Origin of the sequence: Paenibacillus sp. FSL R5-0749, from assembly GCF_038595085.1 — a bacterium.
In the GTDB taxonomy this organism is placed as follows: domain Bacteria; phylum Bacillota; class Bacilli; order Paenibacillales; family Paenibacillaceae; genus Paenibacillus.
In genome coordinates this window covers 5035573-5048975 of sequence record NZ_CP152005.1, presented here as the reverse complement: position 1 = coordinate 5048975, position 13403 = coordinate 5035573, and the positions used below count along the sequence as shown (strand labels likewise).

The 13403-nt window shown below is 47.0% G+C and carries 7 protein-coding genes; 5 read left to right on the top strand and 2 right to left on the bottom strand.

Translation table 11 applies throughout. The features are described 5' to 3' along the window. The first annotated feature begins 161 nt into the window (after window positions 1–161). Window positions 162–3701, top strand: a complete 3540-nt coding sequence (locus tag MKY85_RS22540; RefSeq protein WP_342570796.1) for an S-layer homology domain-containing protein — start codon at window positions 162–164, stop codon at window positions 3699–3701. 103 nt (window positions 3702–3804) lie between these two features. Here the strand turns inward: MKY85_RS22540 and MKY85_RS22535 are convergent, their stop codons facing one another. Further along, window positions 3805–9141 (bottom strand): hypothetical protein, encoded by a 5337-nt coding sequence (locus MKY85_RS22535; protein WP_342570795.1) that lies wholly within the window; start codon window positions 9139–9141, stop codon window positions 3805–3807. Between the two features lie 219 nt (window positions 9142–9360). On the opposite strand from MKY85_RS22535, the gene MKY85_RS22530 reads away from it, so the two are divergent. The 4 genes from MKY85_RS22530 to MKY85_RS22515 all read left to right on the top strand — a co-directional run bounded on the left by MKY85_RS22530 (window position 9361) and on the right by MKY85_RS22515 (window position 12240). After that, the gene (locus tag MKY85_RS22530) at window positions 9361–10308 is read left to right on the top strand and encodes a YafY family protein (protein WP_342570794.1); all 948 of its coding nucleotides are present in this window, start codon (window positions 9361–9363) and stop codon (window positions 10306–10308) included. A 73-nt stretch (window positions 10309–10381) separates the two neighbouring features. Continuing rightward, complete coding sequence (locus MKY85_RS22525) at window positions 10382–10918, top strand: DinB family protein (protein WP_342570793.1); 537 nt, start codon at window positions 10382–10384, stop codon at window positions 10916–10918. 26 nt (window positions 10919–10944) lie between these two features. Continuing rightward, complete coding sequence (locus MKY85_RS22520) at window positions 10945–11421, top strand: EVE domain-containing protein (protein ID WP_342570792.1); 477 nt, start codon at window positions 10945–10947, stop codon at window positions 11419–11421. Between the two features lie 225 nt (window positions 11422–11646). Next, window positions 11647–12240: a YdeI family protein gene (locus tag MKY85_RS22515; protein ID WP_339297702.1), complete on the top strand. Its 594-nt coding sequence runs from the start codon at window positions 11647–11649 to the stop codon at window positions 12238–12240. Here the strand turns inward: MKY85_RS22515 and MKY85_RS22510 are convergent. After that, complete coding sequence (locus tag MKY85_RS22510; protein ID WP_342570791.1) at window positions 12237–13277, bottom strand: alpha/beta hydrolase; 1041 nt, start codon at window positions 13275–13277, stop codon at window positions 12237–12239. The two genes, MKY85_RS22515 and MKY85_RS22510, sit on opposite strands and share 4 nt — an antisense overlap. Window positions 13278–13403: the final 126 nt, after the last annotated feature.

The window sequence follows — 13403 nt, the reverse complement described above, 5'->3', positions numbered from 1 at the left end:
TGACTCTGTTAGAAAAAGCTTGAGAAACCTTTAACGGAATATGAAGGAATGCAGGTATATGTAAAATTTTAAATACATGCTTCTAGGCCGTTGACCCTGCCCCCATAAGTCTCTTATATTTACTCCCGACACAACAACTCAGAACGGGTGGTGGGACGATTTTGTTCACTAATAAAGGCAAGAAAATGCTCGCTATGCTTACACTTATACCCTTGGCGACTGGGATGGTCATGGGTGCTTTTCCTGCGGCTGTATCCTATGCAGATGCGGGTGATGGCTCGCCAGTCAACAACTCGGCAACAGGTTCTTGGCAAACGGGAGATTTGCACGTACATACATTTGAGTCCGATGATGCACAGGTTTCACTGGAGGACGTGCTTGATGCGGGTTTAACCAAATATGGGCTGGACTGGATCGCGCTTACGGATCACTTGCGGTTATCCAAGCGAGATCACAATGGGAACGACATTTCGGATGGACCAATACCCATGTCCCAAGGAATGAATGAATATCAGGTACCACAGATCAAGGCACTTCAGGATGCAGGCAAATACACAGGTAAAACGATCTTTTCCGGTTTCGAATGGGACATGCCTACACATGAACACGTTGGAGTGGGGATTCTTACGGATGAGCCGAACTCAACCGAAGCGCTGAACGCTGCCAAGGAATTCGAGTATCGTTTCACGAATCGCGCAGCGAACCTGTTTAATGCGGCAGACGTAGCGAATTGGGATCAGAACGGGGGGCGTGCCTACACGACTCATCAGGATGCCTTAACCGCCATCAATTGGCTCGCGACCAACTATCCAATGACAAGTTATGCGATGATCAACCACCCTTCACGGGGCAAAAACAAATATACCATCGCGGACTTCCGTGATTTCAACGATTTGGCTCCACAAGTGGTATTCGGTATCGAAGGCATGCTCGGCAATCAGATGGAACCGGATCGTGGTGGGTACAACACAAGCTACAATGTAGCTAATCCGACCGCTGATGATGGATACAAATACCGTACATACGGCGGCGTAGACTACATGGTCGCCAAGGTTGGCGGATTATGGGATGCATTGCTTGGAGAAGGACGTCATTTCTGGAACTATGGCAATTCGGACTACCATTTCAAGACGATTGGCACGAATTCCAGTGGTTATTTTCCGGGCGAATATGCCAAGACGTATTCCTGGGTTGAGGGTACAGGGATGCAGGCTGTTCTGGATGGACTGCGTTCGGGGAAATCATTTTCCGTATTCGGTGACCTGATCAATGCACTGGACTTCACGGCATCCGGAGCGGGTAATCAGGTTGAGATGGGCGGAGACCTTAATGTTACCCAAGGTGATGAAGTAGAGCTGAAGATTCGCTTCAAAAGTCCCGCGACGAGTAACAACTATGAAAATCCAATCAACAGTGGTGCGTCCGCCGGACAAGTACCCATTGTGGATCACGTTGATCTCATCGCCGGAGATGTTACAGCCAAGGCCGAGAAGGGTACAGCCGCATATACCAAAGACACCAATGACTCTACCAGAGTACTGGCTACTTTCACGTCCAACGATTGGACGACAGATGCCGAAGGCTATAATGTCATCACGTACAAGATCCAAGCTACAGACCAGGACAAGTATTTCCGCCTGCGCGGGACGAATCTGGGCATGAACGTGACAGGTGAGACTGTCAATGGCGAACCGCAGCTTGATCCGAAAAATACGACTGCGGATGCAACCACCCGTTTTAATCAAATTAATGATAGCAACTACCGCGACCTGTGGTTCTACTCCAACCCAATTTTCATGAGTGCCACACCTTATAGTGATGCACAGGCGGTAACCGATACAATTCAAGCAATCGATTTGGGTGATCTGAGCGCGGTCACTTCCGACCTTACCCTTCCTGATGAAGGAAAGCATGGTGCAACCATTAGTTGGTCCAGCTCCAACCCGGAACGAATGAATAACGAAGGCAAGCTGCTAACACAACCTGACAATAATGAGCGATTGGAACTGACGGCAACTGTGCAGCGTGGAACGGAATCTCAAAACAAAACGTTCACTGTCATTGTGGAAGGTACGAATAATCAGGCGCTGGTGTTGAAAAGCAACATGACTACCGCTGACGGTCAGCCATATTACACGGATACATGGACGAACCAGTCCGTAACAGTTAGTGTAACCGGCGCAGTATACGCACCTGCTACTTCTGCGATCATCGAGTTGTCTCGTGACGGAGGGCAGACATACGAACCATATGAAGAGAATACGCCTTTGGAGGTAACGGAGCCGGGAGAGCACAACCTTTTATTCCGGGCAACCGATGATCTGGAACAAACGTATACTTTACCTCAGGTCATTAAAATGGACCGTGAGATTCCCGTCATCAGCTTGCAAGGTAGCAGCCAGATGACGGTGAATGTGGGAGACACGTACAATGAGCCTGGAGCACAGGCTTCTGATAATGTCGGCATCCGTGGTTCCGTGCATGTGGATGGCACGGTGAACACACAAGCAGCAGGAATCTACACCCTTCGGTATAACGTGAAGGATATCGCTGGTAATGCAGCACAGGAAGTTATCCGTACCGTGACTGTACAAGCCCGCTCAGGCAATAGTGGCGGGGGTTCAGGTGGGGGAAATGGAGGCAACTCTGGTGGGAATTCAGGAGGAAGCATACCAAGTGTGCCAACAACGCCAACCGTTCCAACCACACCAACGAGCCCGGAAACGGGGGCAGATTCATCCACTGAAGTGAAGGTTGAGGTGGAAGCGAATCAGCCGGTCCAAACGGGTCTGAAAGACATCGTACAATTCAACGCTCCGGCGGGAGCCATCGGTTCCAAGGATACGTTGCAAGTGTCTGTGGTTGCCAAGAACAAGTTACAGAATACAGCTTCCCTGAATGTACTTGGACAAGCTGTACAGATTAGCCGCAGTGGCGGAAGAACATTGAACGATCAGGCCGTATTGAGCTTGAAAGTGGATTCGACAGAACTGCCGAATGGCACCCAACCTGCAATCTACTATTATAATGAAGCTCGTCAGAGCTGGGTATTCATCGGTGGCAAGACGAATGCAGCAGGAAGCATAACGGCCAATGTGAATCATCTGGGCACATTCGTTGTGTCAAGCTATGCACCCTTGAATCTGTCTGACCTGAGTGGACACTGGGCTGCCGACTACGCAGACCGTTTGCTGGGCATGAACGTGATTCAAGGTTACACAGATGGAACATTCCAACCTTCGAAGAAGATTACCCGGGCAGAGTTTGTTACGTTGCTCAGTAAGGCGCTGGCATTGAAGTCTGTCGAGTCGGATACAACGTTTGCAGATCAAGGTAATCTGCCCGACTGGGCGAAAAGAGACATAGCCGCAGCCATGCAAGCTGGAATCGTGAAAGGTTACGGCGATAATACATTCAAGCCCGATCGGACGATTACCCGTGCTGAGATGGCAGTCATGATGGCGAATGCACTAACAGCAAGTTCGGAGGCACAAGCCGGAATGTCTGGCAATACATCCGTTAAACCAAGTTTTAATGATGCATCGCAGACGCCGTCTTGGGCACAGGAAGCACTGGATGCAGCGGTGCAGGCGAAGATTGTTAGCGGATATACGGACCATACGGTTCGTGCAGGCAGTGAAACGACTCGAGCGGAAGCTGTGACGATGATCTACAAACTGCTTTTGGCGCTTCACGTGTAACTGCAAAGTATTTAATGAAAATAAACGAAGGTCATCCTGACAAGGATGGCCTTTGTTTATTTTGCATGTGGGCAGGTTATGAAGAGTCTGCTCCCAGCGCAGCTTATTCTTCCTGTTCTATAATCTCCACATCGGTTTTATTGGAGGCTAGGAAAGAAGGAAGCAGACTGCCATCGGGCAGTGCAATGTTAAAATGTAATAAAGCCTGATTAAGCAATCGACAGTGTTCAGGTATGCTGTGCACCAGCACATTAAATTGAATGTCTACCGTCCCTCCTGGGGCGATTGTCCCCAGTGAAAGTCCCTTCACAACGTCTCCATCGGGTAGGAGCTGTCCGTTAACCACCACGCTGCCAGCAATAAAGGTGGACTCCGCTTGGAGTACATCTTTCAGAATGACATCTATCGCTGGCAATGAGCTTGCGTTATGAATCAAAATTTTGTAACGGAGATGAGAATGGACTTCGACCTCAGATTTGTTTGTACTTTTGACAATGGTGAGCTGTGGCAAACGACTCGGAATAACCACTGTTTCGGATTGGAGTGACCCAACTGTTGCTTGACCCTGAGCTTGAAATTTGGCTGTAAACTGATTAAGGATACTTCCGTTTACGGGCTGGTTAATGACGATAACCTCAAACGTAATACTTGCGCTATGCGCCGGCTGAAGGGATGCAATGAAAATACCCGCGGCTGGATGAGCTCCAGCAACCAGTTGTCCGTCCAATCTTACACTACCCTCAACGAATCGGGTTCCAGTCGGAATTGGGTCGGTAATCGTAACCTGAACGATTGGTTTTCCCGTATTGGTAACGACGATCTGGTATGTGATGGTGTCGCCCACAACAACTGAAGTTTTATCAGCTGTTTTTTGAAGGGTAATCTGTGTTGGCGAAGTGGAAGTTACGAGTACGTTGACGGGATTGGATTGGAGTGTGAAAATCGTCTGTCCCAACGTATAGCGAAGGTTCGCCTGATTTGTAATTAGTGAAAGCGTAGTGTTTGCGTTTACTCTGACTTGGAAGGACAACACGGCGGTGCCTCCTGGCGGAATAATGCCGAGATTGATTCCGGTCGCAGGGTTTCCCAACGGTGCCGCTACTCCGTTAACGACTACACTGCCCGTTACCAATGATGTTCCTTGAGGAACAGGATCGGTTAATACAACCGAACTTATGAGTGATCGGTTATTATTGCGTATAAGAATGCTATAGGTAATGATATCACCAGGTAAGGCATCAGGTCTGTTCGCCGTTTTGTTAATAGATACATTGGGATTGTTTACATAAAGGATAATGGAATTCGATTGTGAGTTGTCCGTTAGTGTTCGTCCGTCTGCGGTAAGGAAAGTAAAGCTTGCAGTCGCTTGATTTATAATCTCCAAACTTGGAGGTATGGAGGTAAGGGTCACCGAGAATGCGACTTCCATTTGCTGCCCCGGAGCAATCGTTCCCAATGGAATGCCAGTAACAGGGTTGGCTGAGGGTAAAGGGTTGCCATTGGATACGACACTTCCCTGCACAAAGGTCGTATTGGCTGACAATATATCGAACAAGGTCACTTGGGCTGGAACTGGACCTGAATTACGGACAGTAAACAGGTACTGAACCGTATCACCAATCTGTACATTTTGAGTGCTTGCCGCTTTGACTATGGTGATGATCGGGAGATCTACAGGTGTTGTCACTGCATTGGACTCCACGGTATCTGTGAAATCTCCTGTGGTGAATACGACTTGCGCCTGATTGGTTACAAGGACAGGCATAGGCTCGTTAATAACACTGTCATTAACTATGACTTGAAAAGTGACGGCTACTGAATCATTTTGCATGATCGAACTGATCGTTATGCCTGTAGACGGATTGGCGTCAGGGCTAACGGTGCCATCTACAGTAACACTTCCTGGAACAAATGTGGTACCGAGCGGGATCGGATCCGTAAGCACAACATCGGTAATGGGTGTCGATACATTATTTTCGATCAAAATTGTATAAGTGATTGTTTCCCCTATCTGAACATGCTGGGCAGGTGTTGATTTCAATACGGATATAATATTCTCAGCCGTAACCGGGATGGAGACGATATTGGATAATACGCTGTCACTGAGAATGCGACCATCTGGCAGAATGGCAATATAGTCAGCTCTGGTTTGATTGTTCAGTACAGGCGGATCGGGAAGCGAAGTGACTGCAGCCTGAAATGTGACATTTACAGGGAATTCACGAGATATCGTGCCCAGAATAACGCCTGACACTGGATTGGTCCCGCTCCATCGATTCCCGTTAATGAATACACTGTTCTGCACAAACGTCTCTCCCGGCGGGAGAGGGTCAAACAATATGACATCTGCGTTCAGATTCCCCGTATTAGTGATGAGTAGAGAGTACGTAATGGTGTCTCCCACAACCGCAATTGATTCGGAGGCGGATTTCTCGATATTTATAATTGGACTATATACGGGGATAGTTACTATATTGGACAAGTTCTCTAAAGTGGTTGTTCCGACAGTAAATTGGATGGTTGCCTGATCTGTCAAGTAAAAAGGATTGGGCAGAGGTACGGGTAGATCGGTAACGCTGACCTGGAAGGTAATGATAACCTGACTATTGCCAGGAATGCTGCCGACATTAATACCAACAGAAGGATCGGCTCCCGGAATGACCGTCCCATTCAAGGTTACACTATCTGGAACAAGCTCGGAGCCGGCCGAGATCGAGTCCGTAAAGAGGATGTCATTAACCGTGAAGCTTTCAATATTATCGATAACGATGGTGTAAGTGATCACATCTCCGTCCACAGTATCAATCACATCAGCGCTTTTGGTTACAATCGGGTCTGGAGACGATATCGGTATGTTGATTTCATTGGAAGGGGAGCTTCCCGGAATGACACGCCCATCCGGTGGACTAAATGTATAGTCCGTCGTTGCCTGATTCACTAGTTGCTGATTGGCAGGCAGTGTATTCACGATAATCTGAAATGTAACAAATAGGGATTCCCCCGGAGCCAGCGTTCCTAAAGGAATACCTACATTCGGATCAGCCGCAGGCAATGGAATGCCATTGGATATCACGGTCCCCGGTACAAAGGCGGCATCTGGCGGGATTATATCCGTCAGTGTCGCGTCTGCAGCGATATTGCCGGAATTCGTGACATTGAATTGGAACGTTAACGTTTGACCAACGGCTGCAAAGGTAGGATCGGAGCTTTTGGTTGTTGTAATGATAGGCTGATATACGGGTATGATTAAAGGATCCGAGAAAGATGCTTGCTCGAACGGGCCGCTCGTAAACGTAACCTGTGCCTGATCAGCAAGCTCGGGCGGATCGGGTAAAAAAATAACATTAGTGCTGAATGTGACGGTCACAGACACGCCGGGACCAATGGTTCCAATACTAACCCCTGTAACCGGATCAGCTGTGGGCTGTACAATCCCGTCTATGGTTACACTGCCGGGGATAAATGCCGATCCAATTGGAATGGCATCTGCAAATACAACGTTGTCAATTGGATCAGTATCTGAATTGGTGATAACTACGGTGTAGGTTAGTGTATCTCCTATAACAGCATCAGTGGCACTTGCTGTTTTGGTAACACTGACCAGCGGAGTGGATACAGTCACGGTTACGATGTTGGAAACAGATGTGTCTGTGATCACACGCCCATCAGGCAGTTGGGAGGTATAGTTCACAGTCCCCTGATTCGTTAAGTCAAATCCCCGAAACAGCCCAGACACCAGTACCTGGAATGTGACAGTTACCGTATCACCAATGGCGACATTTCCAACATTGATACCAGAAACGGGATCATCTGTCGGCTGTACAGTGCCATTAACCGTAACACTCCCTGGTACAAAGCTGGAACCTTCCGGAATCGGGTCCGTTACGGTGCTGATGGCATCAATATTTCCGACATTTGTTACGACCAGTGTATATGTCACCGTGCTGCCAACTAGAGCATTGGCTGTATCTGCGCTTTTCTCAATCGTGATGTCCGGTTGAAAGACAGGGACAGTGACCGCATTGGACGGAGCCTCATTGGAGATGATGGGGCCATCCGGAACAGTAGGTGCTGTATAACCGACTTTTGCTTGGTCAAACAGACGAGGTGGTGTAGGCAATGAGGTTACCTGCACCTGAAATGTAACGATAACCGAGCTGCCGGCCGGAAGTGAGCCGACAAAAATTCCGGTTAGGGGCTCCGTTCCCGGCTGTGATACCTCATTAATGGTAACTGTGTCGGGTATAAAGGAGCTTCCCGCAGGAATGTTGTCGAACACCACCACATCCGTAGCGTCCGAAACGGAAGTATTTTCCACAAGCACCGAATACGTAATCGTATCTCCGACAATTGCATTCTGTTCACTCGCGGTCTTCGTGGCAGTAATCACAGGGGTATTAATATTGATCTGCAGGGCAAAGGAATCAACCAAGTATCCGTCGCCCGAAGTTGTTAAACGCAGTAAAGCGGAAGTTTGGGTGTTCACAAGTGTAGTACTGACATCCACGTTAGTAATGTCCCATCCTTGTCGTCCGCCCACAATATTCGTCCCAGGCGTCCCGTTGATCTGATTCCGGTTGCCGAAGGTGCCTGTGGTGTCCAATGAGCCGGTATCTCCGTTAATCTGGGAGGCGAAGAAATTCGTTGCGAAATTGTTCGGACCGGATAATGCCCTTAGATTGGATACGGTGGGACCAAACAAAGCCTGATCTCCCGTTTTGTTCGCATCTCCCTCTTGAGCTCCGAGTAAGGCTCTGCCAGCCAGAGGGCCAGAAAATGGTGTTGCAAAGCCCTCAATCGGTGTAGTAACCGGACCTGATGTCGAAAGGATGACCTCGGCACCTACCCGAATCGAAAGGTTTCGCAGGGGCAAGGCTGGATTGCGGTAAACCACGCCAAGTGTCCAGCCTGCATGATTCGACGTCGGATCAGGAATGGACAACGTCCCGACTACGCCACCTGTCACATATGTACCTGCCCCACTAGCTCGAATTAAATCCGTTACGTCCGATGATCTTACGTAAGCGAAGGTTCTTGGAAATCCAGATGCCGTCGAAAGTAGAACTTCTCTAGCTGTGGCTGGATCGGGAGAGACGGTGGTTACACCGACGGGTGTGGTCAGAATGACGTCTTTGTTAATAAAAGCCGAATTGTTCTCCTGATTATCAATGAATGTTCCACCCCAGATTAGTTCCGCATAGAGAACAGTACTTCCCACTGGTAGATTGAGAACAGCAGCTGAGCTGTTGTTCTGAAATACGTTGGTGGTTCCAGGTGGATAGGAGCCGAACTGCACGTTGGTATCCGTGATGATGTACCCTCCAATACTGTCCACCGTACCGGGAACACCCACCGTATTGGACCGGCTTAGCCCCAGCGTATTTCCTGTAAAAGTTATAGCCCCGGTATCATTGATTACGTATCTTTCAATGAAAGCCACTGTATTTCACATCCTTTATTATAAATTCACTCTAATCAATATATTGGGGGCGAAAAAAATTATGAGGAAGTACGGGCTTAATGTTGAGCAGGAACGGAAATTTGTGATTTTTTGTGTTTTCGCTATCTTTAATTCTGCCAGTTCTCAGCAGAAGTCAAGAGGACAAGTTATTGTGATAGAATAAGTTATCTGGATGATGAAACGGTGGGGGCTTGGAACGTGAACAAAACGGAGCGGCAGCTTGCAATTACGCTTGAATTGCAGCGAAGAAAGATGTTAAGAGCAGAAGATTTAGCGGCTCAATTCGAGACAAGTGTACGTACGATATATCGAGATATCCAGGCATTAAGTGAAGCTGGCGTTCCGATCATGGGAGCCCCGGGTCATGGGTATTCCTTGATGGAAGGATATTTTCTGCCCCCGGTAAGCTTCAGCGCAGAAGAAGCGGTATCCCTGCTTATGGGAGCTGATTTTATTGAACAGAGATTGGATACGGAATACGCGATGCAGGCTAAATCGGCTCAACGGAAAATTGAAGCCATCTTACCTGAATCCGTTCGTAACGAGTCCACACGTGTCCGGGAAACGATGCGAACGCTTCATACGCTTGAACCCTTAACCCGAGTGAGGGTGAAGACATACCTTAAACAGATTCGTAATGCCATTCTGGAGCAACGTAAGATCAGCTTTATGTACCTGAAGAAAATGCCGGGAGCGGATGGCACTCGGTATAACATGCGTGAGGTTTCCCCCTATGGACTTTCGCTTGTCCAGGAGAATTGGGTATTGATTGCACGTTGTGATCTAAGGCAAGACATTCGTCATTTTCGTTTGTCGCGCATGACTGAACTTTCCGTGCTGGAGGATCAATTCCTTTTGCCGCCGGATTTTGATCTAAACAGTTATCGACCTCCTGACGACCGTAACGAACAAGTATTCATTCGGGCTAAACCTGAGATTGCTGACAAAATTATGGAGGCCCTTCATTTCTATATGGATGCATTTGAGGAGGAAGAAGATGGTGTGATTTTTCATTTTCGTGTCCGCCATCCGGAGGAAATATTACATTATTTGCTTGGCTGGGGTGGGGATATCGAGGTCTTGGAGCCGGAATCTTTACGCTTTCGAATGCAGGAAGTAGCCAAAAACATCTTAAAACACTACTGACATACACCTGTCAGTAGTGTTTTTTTATACTTTGATATGTCACAGATCAAGAGGAATTGGAGTTGGTTGAAGGATGAGAAGTACAACGGAAGCATTGAAATCATTGGAAACTGCAGTAGAACGATATTTGGCAGAACTGAACAAATTGGATATGGATAGCTTACATAAAAAACAGAGTGAGGAGGAATGGTCCATTGGACAGATGTATGTACATTTGATTCAATCAGCGCTTTTCATGCATCTTCATAATGTTGAGCAGTGTTTGAGCAGCAAGGATTCGGCGTTAAACTCGGATGAGGAAAAAACAGAACTGGGTAGCCAAGTGTTTGAATCAGGACACTTCCCTCCCGTTCCCGTAAAGGTTCCTGCTTCCCCTCAGTATACCCCGCAACCACCCGAGAGCAAGGATTCGTTGATAGATGGTTTTCACATGGTCGTGGAGCGGATGAGGAGTACAGAACCTCTTGTATACCAAGCATCGGTAAACAACAAAATAGGTCATCCAAGGCTTGGCGCTCTAAACGCTAAGGAGTGGTTTTTATTGATAGAAATGCACTACAGACATCATTTTTTACAATTGGATCGATTGAAATCGAATCTGGAGATGTAACCGAGAGAAGGGGATGGGATGTATCTATGAAACCAAATAAGGACAGCAGATATTGGATTGGTGTTGTATCTGCTTCTCATGTGAATGTAGCCGTAGAGGGAGGGTTTGCGCAGCTGTGCCATGGCAAGTCCGCAATGTTGAGACAGATGTCCCCAGGTGACTGGATGATATACTATTCTCCACGTACAGAGATATCAACAGGGAAGCCACTTCAGGCGTTTACCGCCATTGGTCAGATTATCGACGACAGGGTTTACCAATATCAGATGTCGGAATCATTTGTACCCTTTCGCCGAGATCTCCGTTATCTTCCATGCCGAGAAGTAAAGATCGCAACGTTGTTAGACCAACTCAGTTTTACGCGCGGAAATCGCAATTGGGGGTTCCCATTTCGTAAAGGTCACTTTGAGATTGGGGCTGAAGACTTCATGATGATAGCTTCCTTCATGTTGGAAGGTGAGACACAATCACTACTGGATATTAGCTCAAGCCAGAAATGTTAACCAAACCAAAAGGCCCATAGATTGCCTATGGACCTTTTTGATTTATGGATAATCATATCCCCCACTGTTGATATTACATTTACAAAGACGCTGGCCTTTGTTGTTATTAAGGTTTAAATTCAAGTGGAAAGGTCAATAAAAGCTCTGTAAGCAACGCTGTACAATCCACTGAAAACCAGTACAATTGAACCTATAAGAACATGAGATAAAGAGAGGTATTTCTCCATGACGGATACAAGTGGGAATCGCAAAGTTGACGGCTATCTAAAGAAACTCAAAACGTGGAAGGAAGAGTCCGCGAAGCTGAGAGAGATTATTCGAGATTTTGACCTGACAGAGGATATGAAATGGATGCATCCTTGTTATATGCTTGATGGAAAAAACATCGTTCTCATCCATGGATTCAAAGAGTACGTCGCCATTCTGTTCTTCAAAGGTGCTCTGCTGAAGGATACACACGGCATTTTGGTTCAGCAAACGGAGAATGTACAGGCAGAGCGCCAGCTTCGCTTCACCAGTCTGGAGCAGATTGTGGAGCAGGAGGCTATGATCAAAGCCTATATTCAGCAAGCGATTGAAGTGGAACAGGCCGGACTGCAAGTGGAGATGAAAAAGACTGCCGAATATAGCGTTCCTGAGGAACTTCAGCAGCAGTTCGATGAAAATCCTGCTTTCCGAGATGCATTTGAAGCACTCACACCCGGACGGCAGCGGGCCTATCTCTATTATTTCTCACAACCGAAGCAATCCAAAACAAAAGTGTCACGAATTGAGAAGTACATGCAGCCGATCCTGGAGGGCAAAGGATTGAATGATTAAGGTCTTTGCTTGATAAAGGTATCTACCATCCAATCAAAGAATCTTTGTTTCTCTTCATAATGTGGGTAATGAGCCGAGTTTTTATAGGCAATGAATTCCTTTTGATTTCCTTCAATCTGGTCAAAAAACATCTTGGCGGCATGGGATGAAGTCATTAAGTCGTAATCTCCCATGACAAAATAAAAGGGCAGGTTCAGCTTCGTGATCAAGGATGGCAAAGGACGGCTCAGGGCTTCACTTATCAGTATTTCTTGCGAATAATTGATCCCTTTATTAAAACGAATGGCATCCAGCATATTATATTCTTGGCTGAACGTCATTCCCAGAAAGCTGGTGTCAGGGCTGTCCATCAACCTTGATGTGCCTCCATAACGTTTAACAATATCTCGCGGCGTGAATGCCTGTCCTTGTTGGATCGGTTCATAGATCTGCTCCAACTGGTTTATGTCTTCATAATTATCAGCCAGTTGAGCTTGCTCCATAACGTAATTCCATCCGTCCATCTCGCTCTGTTGTGTATCTGCCATCTGACCGATCCCAATGTAGGCTTCATATTTATCGGGTGCTCGATGCGCAGCAAGAGTCCCTATGTATGTTCCGAACGAATGGCCCATCAGGATTACCTTTTTCTTCCCCAGACGTTGAGTAATATAATCCGTGACAGCCAGTGCATCTTCAACTAGCACATCAGCTGAGAGATTGGAATAGTCCTCGAAAAAATGATAGGATTTGCCGCTTGCTCTCTGATCATAGTTCACAATCGTAAACTGAGATTCTAACAAATCTTGGACCTTTTTCGCGTACGGAAGTTCAGATGCCCCCGGTCCACCGTGTAAATACAGGATAACGGGGTTGTCCAGATCCTGTCCTCTGATCATAATTTCATGTCCGGTACCATTGATTTTAACTTGTTCCAATACATGAATAGGGTTTGTTGCTTTTATTTTTGGTGTCCATGTTGGAAAGTAAAGAACTGCGAGTGATAGGGTTAGAGTCGTAACACCAAGCCACAAACCTGTTTTCTTCATTTTGTTCATAGGTCATGTCTCCTCTGGTTCAATGTCTTGAAGTGATTATTTTTCATAAACTCATAACTCTATCTTACGTGATTCGTCATGGATTCAAATCGTACGCCAGATTGAATCTGTTCTCCGTCTCAGGTT